22 protein-coding genes are annotated in these 25,694 nt (G+C 44.0%); 15 read left to right on the forward strand and 7 right to left on the reverse strand.

What is annotated here, in order from left to right; genetic code table 11:
- Nucleotides 1-108 precede the first annotated feature (108 nt).
- From ACINWC323_RS11450 to rapA, 3 genes are all read left to right on the forward strand, one after another.
- Nucleotides 109-525, forward strand: coding sequence for a GlcG/HbpS family heme-binding protein (locus ACINWC323_RS11450; RefSeq protein WP_005231756.1), 417 nt, complete (start codon nt 109-111; stop codon nt 523-525).
- A 142-nt stretch (nt 526-667) separates the two neighbouring features.
- Nucleotides 668-1,312 (forward strand): RluA family pseudouridine synthase, encoded by a 645-nt coding sequence (locus tag ACINWC323_RS11445; protein WP_009511412.1) that lies wholly within the window; start codon nt 668-670, stop codon nt 1,310-1,312.
- A 144-nt stretch (nt 1,313-1,456) separates the two neighbouring features.
- Nucleotides 1,457-4,294 (forward strand): RNA polymerase-associated protein RapA, encoded by a 2,838-nt coding sequence (gene rapA / locus ACINWC323_RS11440; RefSeq protein WP_009510900.1) that lies wholly within the window; start codon nt 1,457-1,459, stop codon nt 4,292-4,294.
- 57 nt (nt 4,295-4,351) lie between these two features.
- Here the strand turns inward: rapA and dps are convergent, their stop codons facing one another.
- From dps to fabR, 3 genes are all read right to left on the reverse strand, one after another.
- Nucleotides 4,352-4,849: a DNA starvation/stationary phase protection protein Dps gene (gene dps, locus ACINWC323_RS11435; protein ID WP_005231753.1), complete on the reverse strand. Its 498-nt coding sequence runs from the start codon at nt 4,847-4,849 to the stop codon at nt 4,352-4,354.
- Nucleotides 4,850-5,064: 215 nt separating this feature from the next.
- Complete coding sequence (locus ACINWC323_RS11430; protein ID WP_005231752.1) at nt 5,065-6,081, reverse strand: AI-2E family transporter; 1,017 nt, start codon at nt 6,079-6,081, stop codon at nt 5,065-5,067.
- Nucleotides 6,082-6,166: 85 nt separating this feature from the next.
- The gene (fabR, locus tag ACINWC323_RS11425) at nt 6,167-6,862 is read right to left on the reverse strand and encodes an HTH-type transcriptional repressor FabR (RefSeq protein WP_005231751.1); all 696 of its coding nucleotides are present in this window, start codon (nt 6,860-6,862) and stop codon (nt 6,167-6,169) included.
- A 140-nt stretch (nt 6,863-7,002) separates the two neighbouring features.
- Between fabR and ACINWC323_RS11420 the strand changes: the two genes are divergently transcribed.
- Together ACINWC323_RS11420 and ACINWC323_RS11415 are read left to right on the forward strand one after the other, a co-directional pair.
- Entirely contained in the window at nt 7,003-8,070 is a 1,068-nt protein-coding gene (locus ACINWC323_RS11420; protein WP_032881346.1) for a ferredoxin reductase, read from the forward strand.
- Nucleotides 8,071-8,084: 14 nt separating this feature from the next.
- Complete coding sequence (locus ACINWC323_RS11415) at nt 8,085-9,179, forward strand: fatty acid desaturase family protein (protein WP_009510936.1); 1,095 nt, start codon at nt 8,085-8,087, stop codon at nt 9,177-9,179.
- A 55-nt stretch (nt 9,180-9,234) separates the two neighbouring features.
- Here ACINWC323_RS11415 and ACINWC323_RS11410 read toward each other — a convergent pair whose 3' ends face one another.
- The gene (locus ACINWC323_RS11410; protein ID WP_009511001.1) at nt 9,235-9,702 is read right to left on the reverse strand and encodes a hotdog fold domain-containing protein; all 468 of its coding nucleotides are present in this window, start codon (nt 9,700-9,702) and stop codon (nt 9,235-9,237) included.
- Between the two features lie 111 nt (nt 9,703-9,813).
- Here ACINWC323_RS11410 and ACINWC323_RS11405 point away from each other — a divergent pair, with 111 nt between their 5' ends.
- Nucleotides 9,814-10,446 (forward strand): TetR/AcrR family transcriptional regulator, encoded by a 633-nt coding sequence (locus ACINWC323_RS11405; RefSeq protein WP_009511079.1) that lies wholly within the window; start codon nt 9,814-9,816, stop codon nt 10,444-10,446.
- A gap of 34 nt (nt 10,447-10,480) precedes the next feature.
- Nucleotides 10,481-10,942, forward strand: a complete 462-nt coding sequence (locus ACINWC323_RS11400; RefSeq protein WP_009511288.1) for a GFA family protein — start codon at nt 10,481-10,483, stop codon at nt 10,940-10,942.
- A gap of 48 nt (nt 10,943-10,990) precedes the next feature.
- On the opposite strand, the gene ACINWC323_RS11395 is transcribed toward ACINWC323_RS11400, so the two are convergent.
- A complete protein-coding gene (locus tag ACINWC323_RS11395) occupies nt 10,991-11,692 on the reverse strand; it encodes an SIMPL domain-containing protein (RefSeq protein WP_009510793.1) in 702 nt (233 codons plus the stop codon).
- Nucleotides 11,693-12,158: 466 nt separating this feature from the next.
- Between ACINWC323_RS11395 and ACINWC323_RS11390 the strand changes: the two genes are divergently transcribed.
- From ACINWC323_RS11390 to ACINWC323_RS11380, 3 genes are all read left to right on the forward strand, one after another.
- Entirely contained in the window at nt 12,159-13,529 is a 1,371-nt protein-coding gene (locus tag ACINWC323_RS11390) for a diaminobutyrate--2-oxoglutarate transaminase (RefSeq protein WP_005231743.1), read from the forward strand.
- Between the two features lie 3 nt (nt 13,530-13,532).
- On the forward strand, nt 13,533-15,065 hold the full coding sequence (locus ACINWC323_RS11385) for a pyridoxal phosphate-dependent decarboxylase family protein (protein WP_009511031.1): 1,533 nt from the start codon (nt 13,533-13,535) through the stop codon (nt 15,063-15,065).
- A 287-nt stretch (nt 15,066-15,352) separates the two neighbouring features.
- Nucleotides 15,353-16,783 (forward strand): aldehyde dehydrogenase family protein, encoded by a 1,431-nt coding sequence (locus ACINWC323_RS11380; protein WP_009510859.1) that lies wholly within the window; start codon nt 15,353-15,355, stop codon nt 16,781-16,783.
- 61 nt (nt 16,784-16,844) lie between these two features.
- On the opposite strand, the gene ACINWC323_RS11375 is transcribed toward ACINWC323_RS11380, so the two are convergent.
- A complete protein-coding gene (locus tag ACINWC323_RS11375; RefSeq protein WP_009511442.1) occupies nt 16,845-17,330 on the reverse strand; it encodes an Lrp/AsnC family transcriptional regulator in 486 nt (161 codons plus the stop codon).
- Between the two features lie 135 nt (nt 17,331-17,465).
- Here ACINWC323_RS11375 and ACINWC323_RS11370 point away from each other — a divergent pair, with 135 nt between their 5' ends.
- Nucleotides 17,466-19,187, forward strand: a complete 1,722-nt coding sequence (locus ACINWC323_RS11370) for an alpha-keto acid decarboxylase family protein (RefSeq protein WP_009511244.1) — start codon at nt 17,466-17,468, stop codon at nt 19,185-19,187.
- Nucleotides 19,188-19,325: 138 nt separating this feature from the next.
- Complete coding sequence (locus tag ACINWC323_RS11365; protein WP_005231736.1) at nt 19,326-20,708, forward strand: amino acid permease; 1,383 nt, start codon at nt 19,326-19,328, stop codon at nt 20,706-20,708.
- 286 nt (nt 20,709-20,994) lie between these two features.
- On the opposite strand, the gene ACINWC323_RS11360 is transcribed toward ACINWC323_RS11365, so the two are convergent.
- A complete protein-coding gene (locus tag ACINWC323_RS11360; RefSeq protein WP_009510701.1) occupies nt 20,995-21,444 on the reverse strand; it encodes an SRPBCC family protein in 450 nt (149 codons plus the stop codon).
- A gap of 343 nt (nt 21,445-21,787) precedes the next feature.
- On the opposite strand from ACINWC323_RS11360, the gene ACINWC323_RS11355 reads away from it, so the two are divergent.
- The 3 genes from ACINWC323_RS11355 to pstA all read left to right on the forward strand — a co-directional run bounded on the left by ACINWC323_RS11355 (nt 21,788) and on the right by pstA (nt 25,692).
- Nucleotides 21,788-22,819 (forward strand): substrate-binding domain-containing protein, encoded by a 1,032-nt coding sequence (locus ACINWC323_RS11355; protein WP_009511265.1) that lies wholly within the window; start codon nt 21,788-21,790, stop codon nt 22,817-22,819.
- Between the two features lie 99 nt (nt 22,820-22,918).
- The gene (gene pstC, locus ACINWC323_RS11350; RefSeq protein WP_009511463.1) at nt 22,919-24,298 is read left to right on the forward strand and encodes a phosphate ABC transporter permease subunit PstC; all 1,380 of its coding nucleotides are present in this window, start codon (nt 22,919-22,921) and stop codon (nt 24,296-24,298) included.
- Entirely contained in the window at nt 24,295-25,692 is a 1,398-nt protein-coding gene (pstA, locus tag ACINWC323_RS11345) for a phosphate ABC transporter permease PstA (RefSeq protein ID WP_009511397.1), read from the forward strand. Before pstC ends, pstA begins: the two co-directional genes overlap by 4 nt.
- The last annotated feature ends 2 nt before the right edge of the window (nt 25,693-25,694 follow it).

Here is a 25,694-nt window from a genome sequence, read left to right on the forward strand (position 1 = left end):
ACTGCTGCAAAGCATTTACGTTTTGATTGGTGCAGGTGATAGAGAGCGCTTCTATATATTTTATTTTGAATAAGCTTTTGATAACAAACTCATGGGAATGGAGTAACAATGAAAACTAAACATTATTTAACTGCGGCGGATGTGGAAATTCTGGTTGATGCAGCAGCACAATATGCGACAGCACATAATTTTAATGTCAGCATTGCTGTTGTCGATGACGGTGGCACCTTGTTAATGATGAAGCGCATGGATGGCGCATCGGTATTATCGACACAGATTTGCCAGGAAAAAGCACATTCTGCCGCGGTCAGCCGCAGAGCAACCAAGGCATCCGAAGATATGATCCGTGATGGCAAAATCGGCTTTTTAACCATCAATGCTGCGAAAGGCATGCTGGAAGGTGGTGAGCCGATTGTCTATCAAGGACAGGTGGTGGGAGCTGTGGGGGTTTCGGGGGTACAATCTTTCCAAGATGCAGAAATTGCCCAGCATGCGATTCAACAATTTCTAGAGCAACACACCTAAATCATCATTTAAATTCGAATCTGGATGAAAAATCGAGAGAAACACGAAAAAAATCAGTAAAAATACGTGTCATGCATTGTAATTCAGCGCCAAGCTTTTTATGATTGCCCGCTTGTTTTCATCCAGTCGTTGGAAGGCTACCTTGAGTGATTTTCTAAGTGAACATTTGATTCATCGTGATGAAGATTTTATGGTCATCCATAAACCGGCAGGCTTACTCACGGTACCTGGGAAAACGCCAGATTTACAAGATTGTTTAATCAATCGTCTACTAGAACTAGAACCCAAAACCTTACTGATTCATCGTCTAGATCGTGACACTTCAGGTATTCTGGTGTTTGGTTTATCCAAATTTGGACAGAGCACGATTTCACGTCAGTTTCAGGATCGTCAAACTTCAAAAATTTATCAAGCTTTGGTTGCTGGCCATTTAGAAGGTCAGGGCACCGTCGATATACCTGTGATTTATGACCCAAGCCGTCCGCCATTACATATTGTTGATGCCACGCATCACAAACCGGCATTAACGGAATGGCAAGCGATTGAACATTTAGAAATTCAAGGACAAGCTGTAACCCGGGTGAAACTGATTCCGATTACAGGGCGTTCACATCAGCTTCGTGTGCATATGCAATATTTAGGTCATCCGATTCTAGGCGATACCTTATATGCCACACCAGAACAGCAACAGCTTTATGCGCGTTTGTGCTTACATGCCACGCAATTAAGCTTCGCTCATCCTAAAACAGGCGCGCAACTGACCTTTGATTGTGCGGTACCGTTTTAGTCTAAAAACTTTTTTATGAAACACGATGTGATGCACGCTATTTAATGATGCTTTGTGTCAAAATACATCGTTGAAAACTACATAAAATGCCTTAACTTTTATTGGGGTCAGGGCATAAAATATGTGGGCTAACTTGAGATAAAGGTGGAAAAATTGCAGCAGTTTGCTATTGGTCAACGTTGGTTATCAGATACTGAAACTGAACTCGGTCTAGGGGTTCTGATTGATGTAGATGAACGTTCTATCAGCATTTTATTCCCTAAAAGTGATGAAACGCGTGTCTATGCACGTAACAATGCGCCTTTATCTCGCATCATCTTTAACGTGAATGATGAAGTCCAAGACCAGGAAGGTATCAAGTGGACGGTTGAGTCGATTGAAGATCGTCATGGTGTACTGCGTTATGATGTGGTTCGTAGCCTGGAAAATGGCGAACAAGAGCGCAAGTCACTGAACGAAACCCGTATCGGTGCACAAATCCAGCTGTCAAAACCGTTAGAGCGTTTGTTAGCTAGCCAAGTTGATTATAAAGAATGGTATGACCTGCGTATTGAAGCCATGTTATTGCAGGCGCAAATGCATACCAGCCCGTTACGTGGTTTTCTGGGTGCCCGTGTCGGTTTGATTCCACACCAGCTTTATATTGCCCATGAAGTCGGTAAACGTTTTGCGCCACGTGTTTTACTGGCGGATGAAGTCGGCTTGGGTAAAACCATTGAAGCAGGTTTAATCATTCACCAGCAACTGAAAACAGGCCGTTCAGAACGTATCCTGATCTTGGTGCCTGATTCACTGCAATATCAGTGGATGATTGAAATGCGTCGCCGTTTCAATTTGCAATTCTCTTTATTTGATTTGACCCGTACCGCATCGATCAAAGAACATGATCCTGATTTAAATCCGTTCCTGACTGAACAATGCATTATTGCCAGCGTTGACCTGATGGTTGACCATGATGACTTGCGTGAGCAAGCGATGGAAGCCGGTTTTGATCTATTGGTGGTCGATGAAGCGCATCACTTGATGTGGAGTGAGGAAGAGGGTGGCAATGATCGCTATGACCTGGTTGAAGAACTGGCTGAACAGACCGCAGGTGTGTTGTTGCTCACTGCAACCCCAGAGCAACTGGGTGTAGAAAGTCATTTTGCCCGTTTACGTTTGCTTGATCCGCAACGTTTTAGCAGCCTTGACCGTTTCCTGGATGAAGAAGAGCAATACCAGCAAACTGCGAAAATTGCAGAAGTATTGATGTCAGATGAAGCACTAACAGAAGAGCATCTTGCTGCACTTGAAGGCTTGTTGGGTCATCGGATTGATGATCAGCCTGAACAGCGTATGCGTGCGATTCATGAATTGTTGGACCGTCATGGCACAGGTCGTATCCTGTTCCGTAATACCCGCGAAGCGATTCAGGGCTTCCCGGGACGTGATTGCCAGCCAGCGCCTTTACCAGCGCCAGAAGACTGGTCAATGGACGGCAAAATGCGCGAACAGATGTGGCCAGAAGAAGGTCAACTGGATGGCGCATGGATGGAAAATGATCCGCGTGTGCCTTGGTTGATGGAAGTGCTACGTAAAGAATTAAAACACAAAAAAGTGTTATTGATTGCCCGTAGTGGTCCAGTGGTTGAAGCGCTGGAAAATGTTCTACGTTTACATGCTGGTATTCGTACCGCGATGTTCCATGAAGGTATGAGCCTGCTCGAACGTGACCAGGCGGCAGCCTACTTTGCCGAAGACAGTTATGGCGCTCAAATCTTATTATGTTCTGAGATTGGCTCGGAAGGTCGTAACTTCCAGTTCGCCAGTGACTTGATTTTATTTGACTTGCCAGCAAACCCAGACGTCCTTGAGCAGCGTATTGGTCGTCTGGATCGTATTGGTCAGGAAAACCGTATCCAGATTCATGTACCTTACCTCGTGGGCACAGCGCAAGAGCGTATGTTCCGCTGGTACAACGAAGCACTGAATATTTTCAGCAATATTTCTCCAACCGCGCAAACGTTACAAGAGAATTTTATTGTTGAGCTGAAAGATTGCTTACTCGCAGATCAAGGCCAGACCTTTGAAGACCTGCTTGAAGAAGTCAATGTACAGCGTCAGGCATTGGAAGCTGAATTACAGGCAGGTCGTGACCGTTTGCTTGAGTACAATTCCTGCCGTCCAGTGGTTGCGCAGGGTATCGTGCAAGCGCTTGAAGATTATGATGACAACACCACTTTACCCATGTTTGTGAAGCGTTTTATGTCATCGACCAATATTGATTTTGATGAGCAAAGCAACGGTACCGTGATCATCAAGCCGACCGATCAGATGCAGGTGCAAGGTCTGACCTTGGATGAAGAAGGCATGACGGCGACATTCTATCGTGATCAGGCACAAATCCGTGAAGATGCACAATACTTGACGCTGGAACATCCATTTATTGAAAGTGTGATGGAAATGATCCGCACCCAGTCATTTGGTAGTACCAATGTGGCTTTGTTGAAATCAAATGCATTGAAACAAGGCTCGGTATTGCTTGAAGTCTGGTTTAAGGTCGATGTGGTTGCACCGAAAGCCTTAAACTTGCCATCAAGTTTACCGAAACAATTGATTCGCGTATTACTCAGTGAAAATGGTCAGGATTTGTCTGCCAAGATTGATCCAAGCATTTTACGTCCGTATCTGCATCATTTGGATGGCAATAGCTGCCGTCAGGTCGTAAAAGCGCGCCGTGAAGTGATTGAAACCCGTTATGCGCAAGCTTTAGAGATTGCCAAGGGTTCATTGCCAGAATTGATGCAGCAAGCCAAAGAGCATTACAGTGGTAAATGGCAATACGAGATTGATCGTTTGAGCTACCTCAAGCAATTCAATCCAAGTATTCGTGAAGATGAAATCGAGCGCTTGCAGAAATTCCAGAAAGAAGGCTTGGGCCTGTTAGATGGTCTTTCTGTAACCCCTGAAGCGATTCAGGTGCTGGTGGTGGTTAAACCATAATCGAGCGTTAAATAAAAAAGAGGACCGTGGGTCCTCTTTTTTTATCAGCTGTTTTAATTATTTTTGTTCAATATTGGCTTCCAGGAACCATAGATATTGATCCAGATCCTCTAAGGCAGCATGGATAATATCTTCTGAAATCGGGTCCTGAATTTCATCAATGGTATCACGCAAATGATTAGCAACCACGCCATAGCGATCTGCCAGTTCTTTTAAGTGATCCTGCACCGCATGGATAGCAACCGGATAAGGCTTCAGGTGTGAACTTTCACCCACAGACTGCGTGGTTCCCAGCGCTGTGCCACCAATCTGTACTGCACGCTCAGCCACATTGTCCAGATGGGTAATTAACGACGTACGGAACGTATCTAACATTTCATGCACTGCAATAAAGTTACTGCCTCGCATGTTCCAGTGGGCCTGTTTGGTCAGTAACGACAGATCGATCAGATTGGCAAGAATTTGGTTTAAAATTTTTACGGTCGATTCTTTGATCGCATCATCTAAATTATTACGTGTATATACTTTTAAAGCTTTAGTTGCTGAAGAACTCATAGTTACCTCATTTAATTATATATGTGATGAAATAGAACGAATAAAACCGTTACTTCATCTCTAGCTTACGCCTTGAACCGGCTTCTAAGTGTTTTCGTTTTCTAGCCTTTTGTAAGTTTACTTATCGGTACTTTTCTTTTTATAACAACCGTTTTAATTCAGATTAAAGAGTACTTCAGTCTGTTAAGCCCAGTATTTTGAATGTATAAAAATGCTTAGATCAGCCCGGCATCCTTAGATTCCAGTTTGATATAGGCATAGAAAATAGGCGCAACAATCAGCCCACTCAATCCAAAAATCGCTTCAAAAATCAGCATCGCCAAGAGCACTTCCCAGGCACTGGCATTGATTTTAGTGCCAATAATTTTGGCATTAATAAAATATTCAAGCTTGTGAATAATCACCAGATAGGCCAGGGCAATCGCTGCCACAGACAGGGAAATGGTCAAGCCGGCCATGATGATCAGGGTGTTGGAGATCAGGTTGCCAATAATTGGAAGCAGACCAAAAATAAAGGTCAGAATGGTCAGGGTTTTGGCAAAAGGTAAGTGGATATTAAATATCGGCAGCACAATAAACACAAAGATCATGAATAACACGGTGTTAATCAGTGAAATCTTGACCTGAGCAAAAACAACATTTTTAAAAGAAACGGAAAGCTTCTGGATGCGATGCAGAATGGCCGCCTTAAACGCAGGTTGTGGGGCATGCTGTTTAAAATTCTGGATCGATACCAGAATACCCACAATCAGGCCAATCACCATGGTGGCCAGATTGTGCAGAATATCGGTGCCTGTATTTTTGACAATCGAGATATTGTTCTTGATAAAGGACAAGATCTGATTCTTGATATCAGCCACACTATGGGGCAGATAGCCCGGCAAATAATGGCTCATCTCAGCCTGAAACTTGATCAGGGTCTGGTCGATTTTGATATTGAAAGAATTGAGTCCTGTGCCTTTAAGATCATAAATCACAAAACTGATCAGGCTGGTGATAAAGAAACCGATCAGTACGGTTGCCAATATCCCCAGAATAATACTGATAAAGATACGTGCACGTTGGCCATCAATATGCTTTTCAACAATCGAACTCAAACTGTTAATAATTTCAAAGACCAGAAATCCGGCAAAGAAACTCGGCAGTAAATGCAGGGGAATGACCATCATTAAAAATAAAAACATCAGGATAAAACTGGCGATGATGCTTTGACGGTCATTCAGTAGATTCATGATCTATAGGCCTGATTAGAATGTGGGGTGATGCAAAGGACAAAATTTAATTTTGCCGAGGTCCATCGTAGGGTGATACAAACAATTAATCAATTTCCATTTCATTTAGATGACGGGCGCCTTCTAAAATCATACGGATCATTACCATGGTCTGTTCCGCAACTTCCGTACGTTGCTCCACAGGCAGATCAATGACTTTCGCCCCCATGTTGAACACCAGTTGGGTAATGGCCTTGGCAGCCAGATCCGCATGACTGATTTTACTGTTATTCAGGCGTTCCAAACGAATCAGGTCTTCTTGCAGCTCTTGCTGGAAGAAATTGAGCTGACGGTCAACCGCTGCTTTGTACGAGGTTGAACCGGTATAACCCTCGCGTAATAACAGACTCAGGTTGCCTTCATCGGTATTCAGTTGCTGAATAAACACTTCAACCGAACTACGGATAATGCTTTGCTGCTTGGAAGCCTGTAAACGTGCTTCACGGATAATACGACGAAGGACCAGACCGGATTGATCAATCAGGGCAATGGCCAGTTCATCAATATCCTTGAAATGACGATAGAAACTGTTTGGTGCAATGCCAGCTTCACGTGCAATTTCACGCAAACTGAGTGAAGCGATACTTTTTTGTGGGCCGATCAGGCTCAGTGTGGCCTGAAACAACTCTTCTTTGGTAATCGTTGCTTTCCTACCCACCGAACGTACAGGAGATTTCATGGGAATGACATCTTGTTCGTTTACGGTGTCATGGCCGAGCGGTAAAAAAGAAGAATGAACCATTATTTTCAATATATAAGTAAGCTACTCGGGATTATAGCGATTGTCGGTGTACTTGTGAAATGTAAATTCTTATACGAGTGTATATACAAATATATATACATATGTATAATAATTAGCAAACCACCAGAGTAAAACTGCTCATGCAAGCAATTGAAAAGAGAAATTCTCTATTTAATTCGTTGGCTCAAAGTGTAATGAACAGCCATGATGCCAATTTTTGGTTACAGAAAATCAATCCATTGTGGTCAATCAATCAGCCACTTGCCAAAATCGTAAAAAAACAAAATGTGGCAAAAGATACGGTCAGTCTTATTTTGCAATGCAACCGCCATGTCATACGCGGTGTGGCAGGGCAGCATCATCCGGTAACCGTTGAGATTGCAGGACGTCATTACGAGCGGACCTATAGTTTGATGCAGGTTGATGCCGATCACCTGTGTTTAACCGTGAAAAAAGTTGAACAGGGCTTAGTGAGTTCATGGCTGGTTGAACACAGTCAGACCGGTGATATGCTACGTTTGGGACAACCGTATGGTGACATGCAACAGCACATTGCAACCTCACACTTGCTATTGTTGGCGGCAGGTAGTGGCATCACCCCGATGCTGAGTCTGATTGAAGCCTTGTGCCAGTCTAAACAGTTAAATCACCATACGGTTCAATTGCTATATTGGGTCAAAACGCAGGCTGACGCAGCCTATGTTGAATATCTTCAAGAAGTATCAGAAAACTTCCCTAATTTTAGTTATCAGATTTTTTATACCCAAGAACAGGATCAGCGTTTAAATCAAAGTCATGTGGATCAGTGCACGGTTTTAAGCGACACCACAGTTTATGCATGTGGACCTTCGGGTTTTGCTGCATCAGCGGAAAGCCTGTTTAAAGATGCCGCAGCGCTACAAACAGAAGCCTTTAGTTTAAGTCAATTTGCTGAGGATGCAACTGAGACCGGTTTTATTAATGTGACCTTGACGCAATCCAATAAGACGATTGTGATTCCGAAAGGCCAGTCGATTCTTGCAAGTTTAGAGCATCAAGGTATTAAACCGAATCACGGTTGCCGGATGGGAATCTGTAATAAATGTGCCTGCAACAAGGCGCAAGGTGCGACCAAAAACCTATTAAATGGTGCTGCCAATAATGAACCTGCTCAGTTGCTAAAAATTTGTGTCAATTCAGCCCAGTCTGATCTTGTGATTGATCTATAAGAGAGAAATTGATTATGAACATGCCTGTTAAAATTGAATTTTTCAAAAATCCTAAAAACCGTGATCTGACTGCTGCCGAGTTAGATGCGTTTGCCTGTGAACTGGATCAAATTAAACAAGACGTACTGGATGATATTGGTGAAAAAGATGCGAAATACATTCGCCGTGTCTATTCCACCATTCGTTATAGCAGTTTGGCTGGGCGTGCCTGTTTATTTCTGGGCTGGTTTCCGCCAGCATGGTTGTTGGGCACGGGCTTACTCGGTTTCGCCAAGATCATGGAAAATATGGAATTGGGCCATAACGTGATGCACGGTCAATATGACTGGATGAATGATCCAAAATTCAACGGTCAAACCTATGAGTGGGATACGGTGGGTACCTCTGACAACTGGCGCCAGACCCATAACTATAAGCACCATACCTATACCAACATTAAAGGAATGGATGATGATGTTGGCTATGGCGTCTTCCGCTTATTCCCGGAACAGCGCTGGTCTAAATTCACCTTGATTCAGCCGATCTACATCATCCCATTTAGCCTGTTATTCCAGTGGGGTGTTGCGATCCAGAATCTGGAGTTGGGCAAGGTCGTGTATAAGCGTAAAAGCATCGCGCAATTCAAGCGTGAATGGCAACCTGCACAGAAGAAAATCCTGAAGCAAATGTTTAAGGACTACGTGTTCTTTCCACTGATTGCCGGTCCAGCCGCGATTCCTGTATTTACCGGCAATCTGGTGGCCAACGGGATTCGAAATGTCTGGACCTTCAGTATCATTTTCTGTGGTCACTTTACCAAAGATGTGGAAGTATTCCCGAAAGCGGTATTACAGAATGAAAGTCGCGGGCATTGGTATATGCGCCAGATCCGCGGTTCATCGAATCTGACCGGTTCAGAAGCCTTTCATATTTTAACCGGGCATTTGAGCCATCAGATTGAACATCATTTATTCCCGGATATTCCGGCACGCCGTTACCGTCAGGTTGCCCCGAAAGTACAGGCAGTCTGTGAGAAATATGGACTGAATTACAACAATGCCAGCTTTGTAAAACAGTTTGGTGAAGTGGTGGGGCGTATTTTTAAATATGCACTGCCATTTAAAAAGTAAGCGATAAACCCTTAACAAAAGCCCTGAAGCTATGTGCCTCAGGGCTTTTTTTATTTTATTTCTTCTTTTTGGAAACCCACATGGTGATGGTGGCGTGAAATACCTTGTCCTTGTGCTGATCAAACACATCGACATTCACCAGATATTCACCCGCCTGATCCCAATCGTAGTGGTCATCAACCGGGGTAGCAATTGCAACCAGATCGGTTTCAGCTTTTTTTAAATATTCAACCGTCATTCCTTTGGGAATCCAGCGATGTGTCGCAGGAACTGTCACCTCGGTCATGGTACCGCCCGCCAGTTCTGCCATATTACACATCGCAATCGCGTGCACCGTACCAATATGGTTCAGTACGGAACGTTTTTTCCTGATACTGATTTTACAAGAATTGGGTTTCAGTTCTTCAAATAGCGGAGAAATACTACTGAAATAAGGGGCTTTGAGGCATAACATGCGGGTAAAGGTCCATTTCCCGGCCGGTAAGGCTGAGACTTTATGCCAGAGTTCTAAGGTTGAAGCCATGTTCAGACGTCCTGTAACGGAATTAAATTCTTTTACAGAATATAATTCTGTTTACAAGTTGTGGTCAAGTCATACACAATAGTTCCGACCATTGGTAAATTTGATAGAACTATGCAGGCCGCTCAGCAATTATTGGAACGCTTATATCCGCAACGGAAGTCCTTATTAAAACGGCAAATCTTACTGGATGCCTTGTGCTGTTTTCTTGACTATGGTCTGGAAACCACCAGCATTGAAATGATCCGTGAAAAATCCGAAAGTAGTGTCGGCGCGATTTACCATCATTTTAAAAACAAGGAGGGGATTGTCGCGGCACTGGTATTTGCGGCTCTGGAAGATCAGGCACAATTGCGTGAGCGGTACCTGCAGGAAGCGCTTTCTTTACAGCAATGCTTGTACGCCCTGATTTACAGTTATACCGACTGGGTCTCTGATCAGCCTGAATTTGCCAGATTTCTGTTACTGGCTCACTTTAATGTAATGCAGGGGGAATACCGACCGCAGCTAGATGAGAAAAATAAACTGCGGAATCAGCAAATAGCCAGCCAGATCGGGCGTTATACCGAGGCAAAGCTGTTGAAAGCCGTACCCGCAGAACTGATGATGTCTCTGGTTATTGGAGCGGCAGAAAGTTATAGCCGAGCCTGGTTATCTGGAAAAGTCAGTACAACGCCGAGCCTTTATCGGGAAACGTTGGCCCAAGCTGCGTGGGATTCATTACAGAATCTGGCTCAAAATAAATAAAAAGGCCGATCAGCGATTTTCAGGATAACAACACATGCGTGTAGTCAATGACAAACAGTACTTTAGCGGCAGGTGCTTATGTGGCGCGGTGCAATTTGAATTGCATCTCAACCGGATTAAAATGATCTATCGTTGTTATTGCAGTCTATGTCGCAAGCAGAGTGGGGCAGTCTCCAATGCCTCTACCGTTGTGCCGACTGGTGCATTCCGGTGGCAGCAGGGCGAGAAATTGATTCAGACCTATGTCAAGGAGACGGGCTTTACCAGTTGCTTTTGCAGACAGTGTGGTTCTCCTGTCCCGAATGCCTTAGGCAGTAAGCCAGAGATTATGTGGATTCCTTTGGGCTTGCTTCAGGAACAGTTCACCCCTGAACTTGAGTTAAACTTTTGTGTAAATTCCAAAGTGAGTTGGGCGGAAGCACATGAGGTGCTTCGGGCATTTGATGAGCTACCCGATTTGAATGAATTGGAAAATTATTTTGATATGAATCGATAAAGGCAGAAGCTATTGCAGTTCTGCCTTTATTGAAGGTTATAAAGTAAGTTATTTAAACTGGATCGAACCATTGGCACTGACCGTGATTTTTGATTCGCCAGCGGCCATGTCCTGCGCGGGAGCTGCTTCTGCCATCGCAAATTTTGCCATACCGCCACGTGCCATCGGTTGCGGGAAATAATTACTGGTATTGAGATTCAAGCTCACAAGATTATATTGACCCTTATTCCATGCTTGGGTAATGGCTTGGGCACGTTGCTGGAAGTTTTTCGATGCTTCAATCATCAGCTCGTTTTCAACTTTTTTACGCTGTTCATCTGACACGGTAAAGTTGATCGACTGGGTCTGGAAGCTTTGCTGTAATTCACTGATCAACTGGCTTGCGGCCTTGAAGTCTTTACTTTCAAGCTGGATCTCGGCGCGGGCACGCCATTCTTTCAGTTTATTGCTGTCATTGTCATAAACAGGATAGGTACTTTGTGTACCGGTTTCGACCTTGACCTGATTGTATTTACGTGCAATTGCTTGCGCCTGATTCATCAGCTGATTGATCTGGTTAGAGAGTTCAGCCGGTTGTTTGTTGCTTTTTTCAATATACAGGATGGCACGCATCTCATCATTTGCGACTTGGCGTGAGGCATCCGCTTGGATATTCACAATATTATAGTTCAAGTTTTCTGTCTCATGGGCAAACAGTTTTGGGCTGAGGGCCGCCCCGATCATCAATGTAGCAAGTGCTAAAGTACGCATAAAATTGTCCTTAGAATTTGATATCGAAAATTTATTTTTTACAGATTTGATATTAAAAAGAACTGATGGTGAACTTCGGCATATTTTGTGGTGACTTTGTAAGGGATTAGCAGTGTTTTGCAACAGGAAAAATAAATGAAAAACTTTAAAAATTAGATAATTAGATAGATTGATTTGACCATTTATCTAAAAATGCAATCAGGATTTAAAAAAGCTTACTTTCTTTCGCTTGTCACATAGTATGATCATAATTCATCATAGTTGTTGGAATGATACATTTTTTCAATAAGATTAGATCAATGTCAGGCATAAAAAGTGTTTATTTTCTTGCAAAATTAGGTATCATCTCGCTCCTAGTTGAAAGATATAAAATTTGTGTCTCACTAGATTCTAAAAAGCACCGAGTCAAACGACCGCAAGTCACCAGACTTATTTCTTTCACCCATATCAGAGATGGTAATTCGATATGAGCGTTACTTCCGTAAATCCTGCCGCTAATGCAACCAACGAATATTATCTGACTCGCCAAAGTCAGATGGAATCAAATGTTCGTAGTTATCCACGTAAATTACCGTTAGCGATAGCGAAAGCACAAGGCTGCTGGGTTACTGATGTTGAAGGTACACAGTACCTTGATTGTTTAGCTGGGGCAGGAACATTGGCTTTGGGCCATAATCATCCTGCGGTGATTCAAAGTATTCAAGACACATTGGCAAGTGGTTTGCCATTGCATACTTTAGACTTAACGACTCCTTTAAAAGATGCGTTTACTGAAGCGCTGCTGGCATATTTGCCAGGCGGTAAAGAAGAGTATTGCTTACAATTCTGTGGCCCAACAGGCGCAGATGGTACAGAAGCAGCAATTAAGCTTGCAAAAACTTATACGGGTCGTAGCTCTGTGATTAGTTTCTCAGGTGGCTACCATGGTATGACCCACGGCGCGCTAGCAATGACAGGTAACCTGAACGCAAAAAATGCGGTCAATGGTTTAATGCCTGGCGTGCAGTTTATGCCATATCCACATGAATATCGTTGCCCACTGGGTTTAGGTGGTGAAGCGGGTGTTGATGCTTTGACATACTACTTTGAAAATTTCATTGAAGATGTTGAAAGCGGTGTAACCAAACCTGCAGCTGTCATTCTTGAAGCGATTCAGGGTGAAGGCGGTGTGGTGACTGCGCCAGTTAAATGGTTGAAAAAAATTCGTGAAGTGACTGAAAAGCACAACATCGTTTTAATTTTGGACGAAGTTCAAGCTGGTTTTGCACGTTCAGGTAAAATGTTTGCCTTTGAACATGCAGGAATCGAGCCTGATGTTGTGGTGATGTCGAAAGCGGTGGGTGGTAGCTTGCCATTGGCTGTGTTAGGTATTAAACGTAAGTTTGATGCATGGCAGCCAGGTACACACTCAGGTACATTCCGTGGCAACCAACTTGCGATGGGTACAGGTCTGGCATCACTGCAAGTGATCAAAGAACAAAATCTGGCTCAAAATGCGCAAGAGCGTGGTGACTTCTTACAAGCTGAGTTGAAAAAACTTGCCCAAGAATTCCCTTGTATCGGTAACGTGCGTGGCCGTGGCCTGATGATCGGTATCGAGATCATTGATGAGCGTAAACCTGCTGACCGTATCGGTTCTCATCCTGCGGATGCTCAGTTGGCAGCAGCGATTCAAGCCGCATGTTTCAACAATAAATTATTGCTTGAGAAAGGTGGTCGTAACGGTACAGTCATTCGTTTGCTTTGTCCGTTAATTATCAACCAAGACGAATGTGTTGAAGTGATTGCTCGCTTCAAGAAAGCGATTGCTGAAGCATTAAAAGCAGTACGAGGCTAATTCATGGTTGATTTTGCAGAACATCGTAAGGCGTTACTCTGCAATGATGCTCAATCTATTGCTGACTATCAGTCAGCAATGGGCGAGGCGGTAAATGCCGTTTCAGCATGGTTGCAAAATGACAAAATGTACACAGGTGGCAGCATCAAGGATTTGCGCGCAGCAATCTCTTTTGCGCCTTCAAAACAAGGTTTGGGTGTACAGCAGTCATTACAACGTATGGTTGAGCTTTTCCTCAATAAAAGCTTGAAAGTCCATCATCCACATTCACTGGCACATTTACACTGCCCAACCATGGTGATGAGCCAGATTGCGGAAGTATTGATCAATGCAACCAACCAGTCGATGGACTCATGGGACCAAAGCCCAGCGGGTTCTTTGATGGAAGTGCAGTTGATTGACTGGCTTCGTCAAAAAGTCGGTTATGGTGCAGGTCAGGCGGGTGTGTTCACTTCGGGTGGTACGCAATCTAACCTGATGGGTGTATTGCTGGCACGTGACTGGTGTATCTCGAAAAACTGGAAAGACGAAAATGGCAAGCCATGGTCAGTTCAGCGTGATGGGATCCCTGCAGATGCAATGAAAAACGTCAAAGTCATCTGTTCTGAAAATGCGCATTTCTCTGTGCAAAAGAACATGGCAATGATGGGCATGGGCTTCCAGTCGGTTGTGACTGTACCTGTGAATGAAAATGCCCAAATGGATGTCGATGCACTGGAAAAAACCATGGCGCATCTTCAGTCTGAAGGCAAAATCGTTGCATGTGTGGTTGCGACTGCGGGTACCACAGATGCTGGTGCGATTGATCCACTCAAGAAAATCCGTGAAATTACCACGAAATATGGTTCATGGATGCATATTGATGCAGCTTGGGGTGGTGCACTGATTCTTTCAAATGACCATCGTGCAATGCTGGATGGTATTGAATTATCAGACTCAATCACGCTTGATTTCCATAAGCACTATTTCCAAAGCATTAGCTGTGGCGCTTTCTTGTTGAAAGACGAAGCCAACTATCGCTTTATGCATTATGAAGCAGAATATTTAAACTCTGCTTATGATGAAGAACATGGTGTACCTAACCTGGTATCTAAATCATTGCAAACGACCCGTCGTTTTGATGCATTGAAATTATGGATGACCGTTGAAGCATTAGGCGAAGAGCTTTATGGTTCGATGATTGATCATGGTGTGAAATTAACACGTGAAGTTGCAGATTATATTAAAGCAACAGCAGGTCTGGAATTGCTGGTTGAACCGCAATTCGCATCAGTTCTGTTCCGTGTGGTACCAGATGCTTATCCTGCTGAATTCATCGATAGCTTGAACCAGAACGTTGCAGATGAACTGTTTGCACGTGGCGAAGCGAATATTGGTGTGACTAAAGTTGGCAATGTTCAATCATTGAAAATGACCACTTTAAGTCCGGTTGCAACACTTGAAAACGTTCAGAACTTGCTTGCACTGGTGCTTGCAGAAGCTGATCGTATTAAGGATGCAATTGCTGCGGGCACTTATGTTCCGGCCATCGATTAATCGATCGTTCCATAAAAAAGGCACCTCGGGTGCCTTTTTTATTGTCCAAAAATTTCTTTATTAAGTTCTTGTGTTGGTTTTGCAACGTTTATGCACAAAATATGCATCTTGAATCCAAATCAGAAATAATTATGCATGAAGTGTGGATGGCAAATTCCATATTGTATTGATAGACCCTCAGTGTCTGTGATGCATTAATGTCATTCAGGATCGCGTTTACTTGACTTATATTCCAATCATAGACGCGGACAATAAAGCGGAAAAGACAGTTAAGATCAGGAAAAGAAATGCAACAAGTGAATATGCAAAACGAATTTAAACTTATTATTGACGGTCAATCTTGTTTAGGCGAACAAGGTGAACTTGAGATTATTAATCCTGCGACAGGTTCAGTGGCAGCACGTTGTGCCAAAGCTTCTGTTGCTCAGGTGAATCAAGCCATTGCTGCAGCAAAGCAGGCCTTTAAAAGCTGGCAGCGTTGTCCGCATGAAGAACGTAAAAATATACTTAACAAAATTGCCGATGGTATCGAAAAGCATGCTGAAACTTTGGCTGAGTTGGTGGTATTGGAACAGGGCAAGCCATTGGCATTGGCGCAAATGGAAGTGCAGGGTGCGATTGGCTGGACCCGTTATACGGCAAGTCTGGACTTACCGGTTGATGTCCTGGAAGATAGCGAGCAGAAACGTATTGAGCGTCATTATCAACCCTTGGGTGTAGTGGCTTCAATTACGCCGTGGAACTGGCCGCTGATGATTGCCGTCTGGCATATCATGCCTGCCTTGCGTGCAGGTAATGTGGTGATTAATAAGCCTTCTGAATTTACGCCTTTAGCCACTTTAAAGCTGTGTGAAATCATTCAGCAAGAAGTGCCAGCAGGGGTCATCTCGATCGTGGTTGGGGATGGCGAAATTGGTGAAGCACTCTCCACGCATCCGGACGTACAAAAGGTGGTATTTACCGGTTCAACCAGAACAGGTCAACACATTATGTCCGGTGCGGTAAAGACCTTAAAACATTTAACACTAGAGCTTGGCGGTAATGATGCCGGGATTGTGTTACCTGATTCGGATCTGGATCAGATTGCACAACGGATTTTCAACGTTGCATTTTTAAATGCTGGACAAACCTGTGCTGCTTTAAAACGTCTGTATGTGCATGAAAGTCAATATGATGCTTTAGCACAAAAACTTGCGGATATCGCCAATGCACAGATTGTAGGAGATGGCATGGCATCCGAGACCACTTTCGGGCCCGTGCAGAACCAGATGCAATACCAGAAGGTTAAAGCCTTGATTGCTGATGCCATTGCCCAGGGAGCCAACGCTCTATCGGGTGATCAGAGCTTACCTGAGCAGGGTTATTTTATTGCCCCGACGATTTTAACTGATCTGGATGAAACATGCCGAGTGGTACAGGAAGAACAGTTTGGCCCGGTGTTGCCGATTCTGAAATATACCAGCATTGATGATGCCATCGCGCGTGCCAATGCTTGTGAGTTCGGCTTGGGTGGCTCGATCTGGTCAACTGATCTGAAAGCGGCACAATTCTATGCAGCACAACTTGAATGCGGTACTGTCTGGATCAATACCCATGCGGAAATTGTGCCGCATGCGCCTTTTGGTGGCTGGAAAATGTCGGGTGTTGGTGCTGAATTTGGTATGGAAGGATTACTGGAAAATAGCATCGGGCAAACGCTGCATATCAATAAAGTCTAATTATTCAGAAGATGAAGGCGGATTCAATATCCGCCTTTTTTGAGCCTCACTGTTCCTCGGCTTAGCTCGCGGGGTGGTAACTCGGGCTTTTGCCTTTGCTCATGAAATGATTCTGTTCCTTGATCTTTTTTAATACAATGTAAGATTTGATATGGCCAATAAAATGATAAGACAGTAGCCGCTCAGTCACAAACTGCGACAGTTGTTCCAGATTTTCCGCCACTACTTTTAAAATAAAATCGGCATCGCCACTAATTGAAAAGGCATCCTGAATATTGTCTTCTGCTTCAATTAACTCCTGAAAGGCTTGCTGCGACTTGGCTTCATGGATACGCAGGTTAATGTGAATCATCGCGGTGACTTCCAGACCTAAAGCCTGTTGGTGGATGCGTGCTGCATAACCCAGAATCACACCTTTCTGCTCCAGTAATTGGCGTCTTCTTGAGCATTGAGATGCGGATAAACCGATTAAATCGCCAACTTCCTGATTGGTGAGCCGTCCATTCTTTTGTAATGCCTGAATGATTTGCCAGTCGAACTTATCCATTGCATAAAATCCTTTTATGATACACAAATATTGTATTTTTATTAAAATCCGTTTCCATTATGCACGAAATCTAAAACACAGATGAAATATTATTTTTCTATGGAATAAAAAATTGACTTGAAAGGAGGTAGCGCAATGTTCATAGAAATCGGTGACTTTTTAAATCTTCGTCTAAAACAAATGGGTATCCTGCATCTCTTTGGTGTACCTGGTGATTTTAACCTGTCTTATCTCGAACAAGTAGAAGCAGACTCACAACTCGAATTTATCGGCAATTGTAATGAATTAAATGCAGCCTATGCCGCAGACGGCTATGCACGGATCAACGGTTTTGCGGCCTTGACGACGACTTATGGTGTGGGTGACTTAAGTGCGATTAATGGCATTGCCGGTGCTTACGCAGAAAATGTACCTGTGGTGCATATCTCGGGTATTCCACCGTTGCATGTGGTTCAGAAGGGCACCTTGGTGCATCACACACTGGTGGATGGCAATTATGACAATATCATGAACTGTATGAAAGAGTTCACCGTGGCACAAACCCGTTTGACGCCTGCCAATGCTGCATTTGAAATTGACCGTGTGTTACGCCAGTGTTTTCTGGATCGTCGTCCAGTGCATATCCAGCTCCCTTCAGATATTACCCATGTCAAAATTGAAGTGACAGACCGTCCATTGGATTTATCCTATCCAGCGGTTGAGCCAGAGCTGCTACACAGTGCTGTGGCGAAACTATGTGAAGTGATCGGTGCTGCTCAACATCCAGCCTTGTTAATTGATAACGAAGCATCCGTATTTGGGGTAACTTCATTGCTGAATGATTTATCGCAAAAATGTTCGATTCCTTTTGCCAGCATGCTCACGGCAAAAAATATTATGGATGAAGGTTCACCCCGTTATGTGGGAACCTATGTGGGGGGCGCGAGTCAGCCGCATGTCCGCAACACCATTGAACAATCCGACTGCCTGATTGGAATCGGCGTCCGTTTTTCCGATGTCGGTACGGGTGTGTTTACCCATCAGATCGCCACTGAACATTATATTGAAATCAAACCCTATGCCTTGACGATTTTTGGTCAGGATTATCCGGGAATTGAGATTGGACAGCTTCTGGTTGAACTGAATAAGAAAGTTGCACCACGGAAACTCTCCAAGCCGATGCTGGAAAAACAACCCTCACCAGCAATTGATGTCCCTGAACAGCAAAAGCTGAGTCAGGATATTCTCTGGAATGCAGTGGCTAATTTTCTTAAAGAGGATGATGTCATTATTGGCGAGGTAGGGACTTCCAATTCTGCACTGGCAGGTTTAAAACTCCCGGCAACGGCGAAATATATTGCCCAGCCACTGTGGGGTTCGATCGGTTATACCTTGCCAGCCTTACTGGGCAGTTTGCTGGCGGCTCCAGAACGTCGTCAAATCCTGTTTATTGGTGATGGTTCATTCCAGTTAACGGTACAGGAACTCTCCACCATTATCCGTCATGACCTTAAGCCGATTATCTTCCTGTTGAATAATGGCGGCTATACCATCGAGCGTTTGATCATGGGAGAAAATGCCGCTTATAACGATATTCAAAACTGGCACTATACCCAGATTCCTGGGGTATTTAATGGCAAACATCAATATAAGAGCTGTGTGGTTGAAACCGCAGGTCAACTTAAACAGACCCTGGACAGTATCGAGCAATTTGATGGTCTGACTTTTATCGAATTAAAACTTCCTGCAATGGATGCACCGCTGAGCCTGAAAAAATTTGCTTCGGTGATTGCGCGCTTTGACTATGGTGATCGCGGCTATGAAATCCTCAAGCAGCGTGCTCAGACCACGCCCTGTCAAAAAGTGATTTCTTTCTAGATCAGCGATCAGGCAGGAACAATCTTCAAATTTATAAATTGATAAGAAAGCGAACCAGATTCGAAGCCGGACTTTTGGCTTCGAGTTTAACGCTGCATAAAGGTGTACAGGATGTGACACACACATTGGAGATAAGTGATGGATGTAGACAATAAACATGATTTAAAACAGGGTTTATCCAATCGGCATATACAGCTGATTGCATTAGGCGGTGCGGTCGGCACAGGCCTGTTTCTGGGTATCTCCCAAACCATTAAACTGGCAGGACCTTCGGTTCTGCTGGGTTACGCACTGGCTGGCGTGATTGCCTTTTTAATTATGCGTCATCTCGGTGAGATGGTGGTCGAGGAACCAGTCAGTGGTTCCTTTAGTTATTTTGCCAATAAATACTGGGGCCCGATGGCGGGCTTTATGTCGGGCTGGAATTACTGGGTACTGTATGTGCTGGTGAGTATGGCGGAACTGAGTGCAATCGGTACCTTTATACAGTTCTGGTGGCCTGAACTGCCCACATGGATCACGGCCTTATTCTTTTTTATCCTGATTAACGGCATCAACCTGGTGAATGTCCGCTTCTTTGGCGAATCCGAGTTTTTATTTTCCTGCATCAAGATCATTGCCATCCTGAGCATGATCGGTTTTGGATTCTATCTACTGGTCTCTGGCAGTGCAGGCCCACAAGCAAGTGTGGCCAATTTGTGGCAATACGGCGGATTTTTCCCGAATGGCATGCATGGCTTTATCATGTCGATGGCCGTGATCATGTTTGCTTTCGGTGGTCTTGAGCTGATCGGGATTACTGCGGCCGAGACCAAAAATCCAGATAAAACCATTCCTAAGGCGATAAACCAGATCGTCTACCGGATCCTGATTTTTTATATCGGTGCGATTGGGGTATTGCTGTGTTTATTTCCATGGAACCAACTGGCGGAAGGAGGTAGTCCCTTTGTACTGATCTTCCAGTCCTTAGATAGTCATGGGGTCGCCAATGTGCTGAATTTTGTGGTACTGATTGCAGCAATTTCAGTCTATAACAGCTGTATTTATTGTAATAGCCGTATGCTGCATGGTCTGGCAATGCAGGGCAATGCGCCTAAAATCCTGCAAAAGGTCAATCGCCGTGGTATTCCAATGGCAGCAGCCATTGTGTCTGCTTCCGTGACGGCACTTTGTGTGGTGGTGAATTACCTGATGCCAGGCAAAGCCTTCCAGTTTCTCATGATGCTGGTGGTGGCGGCGTTGGTGGTGAACTGGTTAATGATTTCCTGGACCCATCTTAAATTTAGAAAAGCCATGCAGCAGCAACAGCACATCACCAAGTTCAAAAGTATCTTAACGCCATGGAGTAATTACCTGACCATTGGTTTCATCTTTGCGATTTTACTGATCATGAGCCTCACCCCGGATATGCGGCTTGCCGTGATGCTGGTGCCAATCTGGCTAGCGCTACTGGCATTGGTCTATGTGCTGAAGTATAAGAAGAAAGAAGTGTTGTCGACACAAGCTCAGCCAAATATTTAAAACTGAGTCGATTTAAGCGTCGAGAAAAGGAGTTCAAATATGAACTCCTTTTTGTTTGCAGTTGGGTAGATCATCAGGCCATCAATTCAAAAGTCAGATTTTTTCCAAAGACGCGATTTTTCTGAATCGGACGTTTGTGCGCTGATGAACTGTGCGATTGTTGAGCAGAATGTAAGGACGGTGATCGGCCATAGATGAGTCATGTTCTATCTCCAATAGCTAGGCATAGACTTGAAAACGGCTGATGGAAAATAGCGGCGCGCTATTGTCAGCGCTAGCAACACCATCAAAATGGCGGAAACTTATCCTGTACCAGATGGAGTTGTAGTCCATGTTCTAAATAGGCTTTTAAACCATCTAATACAGTGGTGAAACCACCGGTACTATCAATAATAAAAGCAATCAGTTCTTCGCCTTCTAAAGGAATATTGTAGTTGTGGATAGTGAGATAGGTCTGTGATTCATTGAGTGCTTCAAATTTAAAGTCCACGGTCGTGCTAGGTTCACCCCATTGAATCTGGATCAGTTCATTTGCAATGATGTTTGTCACTGTGACTTTTGTAGATACTTGGTATTTTTCCCAAGTCCAGCTTACGGTATGGCCTTGTTCGAGTTTTCCCGTGGAAGCGCTAAACCAGAATTTTGAGGTGATTTCCGGATCAATAAAGGCTTCAAACACGTTGGAGACCGGCTGACCAATCATCATTTGTGTTGTAATTGTGACAGGATTTGGCATTGCAGCTGACCTTTTTAGACTGAATTGTCATAAAACATATATAAACTGGCGTTTTCACCCAACAGGTTTTTTGTTAATTAAATTTTTTTAGTTGTCTATAAAATTTAATTAAATTAAGTGGTTATGTTTTTATTCTGTATGATTTATGACAAATCTGAAAGCTAAGCTAAGATTTTATCAGCGATCATTTTCTAAAAAATTAAGGGGGAATATGACCATCACAAAAGCGTCATAAAGTTGTCACTTAATTGTCATATTATCTGCTCAAAATGCAGTTAACCAAAGTACAACACTTAACTTGAAAAGAGTTGTAAATCAAATTGCATAAATGAGAGAAAACAGAATGCGCTTAAATCCACGTCACATCGCAATTGCATTAGCTGTATCTGGGGCAACTGTAGCAACGACTGCAAATGCAGCTCGTGATACGATTCAAATTGCTGGTTCATCTACTGTATTACCGTTTGCAAGTATTGTTGCTGAAGAGTTTGGCAACACCTTCCCTCAATTTAAAGCACCTGTTGTTGGCTCAGGCGGTACAGGTGGTGGTTTGAAACAATTCTGTCAAGGTGTTGGCGATAACACGATTGACATCGCAAATGCTTCTCGTCAAATTAAAGATTCAGAATTAGCTGCATGTAAAAAATCTGGCGTAAACCAAGTCCAAGAAATCAAAGTGGGTTATGACGGCATCGTATTTGCATCAAATGTTAAAAAAGCGGCGTATAAATTAAAGCCAGTACATGTATTCACTGCATTATCTGCACAACTTCCTTCAAACGGTAAACTGGTTCCAAACCCATATACAACCTGGAACCAAATCGATAAATCATTACCAAATGAGCCGATTACTTTGGTGATTCCTGCATCTAACCACGGTACCCGTGAAGTGTTCCAGGAAAAAATGGTAGATGCAGGTTGTGAAGCATTTGATTACTACAAAGCTTTAAGCAAAGATGATCAAAAGAAAGCATGTTCAACTTTCCGTAAAGATGGCCGTGTGATTGAAATTGCGGGTGACTATACTGAAACATTAGCGCGCCTGAAAACCTCTCCAAATGCAGTGGGTGTATTTGGCCTAGGTTTCTATGATTCAAACCGTGATAAATTACGTGTCGCGACTGTAAACGGCGTGACTCCATCTGAGAAAACGGTATTAGATGGCAGCTACCTGGTTTCACGTCCATTGTTCTTCTACGTGAAAGGCGAGCACTTGAAATCAATCAAAGGCTTACCACAATTCACAGAATTCTTCCTAAACAAGAAAATTTCTGGTAAAGGTTCTAAGTTAGAAAAAGCGGGCTTGATTCCTTTAAGCGATAAAGAGCGCGCAAAAATCCTGGCTGATTTTAAAGCGGGTAAATCAGTTAAGTAATATTGTGAAAAGGGAGGCTGGTGAGACTTAGGATCATCAGCCTTTTTGTCTAGCGAAGTTTTTTCAAATCATGAAAATTGAGAAAACAGTGGAGATTACATGAATCTGCTACTTATCGGTGTGTTGTTAGCCCTTGTGGCAATTGCATATCAAATCGGGCTAAGTAAAAGCCGTAACCTAGCAGGTAAGGGAAATAACTCAGCAGCACTACATTCACGTCCAGGATATTATGGCGCGTTGGTTGCTTTGTGGTGTGGTATTCCTGCTTTTTTAATTTTGATTATTTGGAACTTGGTTGAACCCAGCGTTTTACAGCATATCATTTTCAATAATATTCCAGCCTCTGTCAGTGCCAATCTGGACGCTGCAGGACGTGATGTCCTGAGTAGTCGCGTACAGGCAATTGCATCGGGTTTCGGAGTCACAGACCAGCCAGCAGCATATGAAGTTGCTGCAGCACAACAACTGGCAAAATTCCAGACCATTGGTTCTTTCGCAAAACTTGCGGTCGTGATCTGTGCCGGTTTAGCCGGATTAGTCTGGGCCAAACGTCATGTCAGCCAGCAATTCCGCGCTCGTAACCAGGTTGAAAAAGCCATCAATGTGGGGTTGATTCTGTGTTCTGGCGTTGCGATTTTAACCACGATTGGTATCGTCTTATCGATGTTGAGAGAGGCGTTACACTTCTTCCAGTTTGTCAGTCCAGTGGATTTCTTTTTTGGTACTGAATGGAACCCGGGGTTTAGCACTTCAGGAAATGCAGAGGGGAGCTACGGGATCTTGCCGTTAATCTGGGGAACCCTGATGGTCAGTGGTATCGCCTTGTTGGTTGCGGTGCCAATTGGTTTGCTGATTGCGATTTATCTGGCTGAATATGCTTCTCCACGATTACGTTCTTGGGCAAAGCCAACTATTGAAGTATTAGCGGGTATTCCGACCATTGTTTATGGTGTATTTGCCCTGATGATCATTGGTCCATTTTTCAAGCTGGTCGGTGAGAGTATCGGCGTTGATATCAATGCAACCAGTGCGTTAACTGCTGGTTTCGTAATGGGCATCATGATTATCCCATTCGTTTCATCGTTATCTGATGACATCATTACTCAGGTGCCACGTTCATTACGTGATGGTTCTTTAGGCTTAGGGGCAACCAAGTCGGAAACCATTCGTCAGGTTGTGCTACCGGCTGCCTTACCGGGGATTACCGGTGCATTCTTGTTGGCAGTATCGCGTGCGGTGGGTGAAACCATGATTGTGGTGCTTGCAGCAGGGAATAGCCCATTACTGCATGCCAACCCATTAGAAGCTGTTTCAACCATCACCGTGACGATTGTGAAGCAATTAACTGGTGATACCGATTTCGCCAGCCCGCAAGCATTGGTGGCCTTTGCCCTTGGTTTAACTTTGTTTGTGATCACTTTGGGTTTAAACATTATTGCACTGTACATCGTGCGTAAATATCGTGAGCAATACGAATGAGTTCATCAAATACCTCATCTCCTCTGGATCAGAACGTATTTGATCCACAAGTGGCTGCTGAACAACGTGAACAGCGCAAAAGAAGAATTCAAAGCTCTTTGGCAAAGCGCCATCGTAAAGAAAAGACATTCCGTTTCGCAGGTTTCTCTGCGGTGGTGATCGGTCTGGCTTTTGTTGCCTTGCTGTTTGGCAGTATTCTGGCCAAAGGTTTGCCTTCTTTCTGGCAAAGTAGCCTGACCGTTCCAGTTTATTTTGATCCAGCCATTATCAATGTGGGTGCCAAGCCAAAAGCAACGGCAGGAGAAACACCGGCACATTTTGAAGAGCGTATGGTCGCTTGGCAAACTGAAATGGGCATGGTGGATTGGGATGCGCTAATCGTGAATGGCATCGTGTCTAAAGATAAGGCACTTGAAAGCCAGCGTGATTATTTGAGCAGCTTGTATACCAGTTCTGAAGCTTACCGCTTACGCGATATGGTCATGAACAACCCGGCGTTGATTGGTAGCAAGCAAGAGATCAAATTCCTGGCAGATGCCAATATTGATGTGTGGTTAACGGGGAATATTGATCGCTCATTACCAGATGACCAGCAACAGCTTGAACCTGAAGTACGTCAGCTTGCAGATAAGCTAAAAGCAGAAGGCATTATTGACAGTACCTTTAATACTAACCTGTTTGTTAGCCCAGACTCACGTAGTTCGCCAGCGACCAGTGGCTTGGCGGGTGCTTTCATGGGTTCATTGTTCATGATGCTGATTGTAATCATCATCTCGATTCCAATTGGTGTGGCAAGTGCGATCTATCTTGAAGAGTTTGCACCCAAGAACATGATGACCGATATTATTGAAGTCAACATCAATAACTTGGCAGCGGTTCCTTCGATCGTATTCGGTTTACTGGGCGCTGCAATCTTTATCGGCTGGATGCAACTGCCATTATCCGCACCACTTGTCGGTGGTCTGGTGTTGAGTCTGATGACTTTGCCGACCGTGATTATTACCACGCGTGCATCATTAAAAGCGGTTCCACCTTCGATTCGACAGGCTGCTTTAGGTTTGGGCGCATCCAAAGTGCAAACCGTTTTCCATCATGTCTTGCCATTGGCTTTGCCAGGCATCATGACCGGTTCAATCATTGGTGTGGCACATGCACTGGGCGAAACTGCGCCATTGCTGTTGATCGGGATGAGTGCTTTCGTTGCTAGTGTACCGACTACACCTCTTGATCAAGCCACTGCATTGCCTGTTCAGGTTTATTTATGGCAAGGTAATGAATTACGTAACTTCTTTGAAGGACGTACCGCGGCAGCAATTATCGTGTTGCTTGCCTTAATGATTAGTTTAAATAGCCTTGCAATCTGGCTCCGTAAGAAATTTGAAGTGCGTTGGTAATT

This window comes from Acinetobacter sp. WC-323, assembly GCF_000314615.1.
Taxonomy (GTDB): Bacteria; Pseudomonadota; Gammaproteobacteria; order Pseudomonadales; family Moraxellaceae; genus Acinetobacter; species Acinetobacter courvalinii.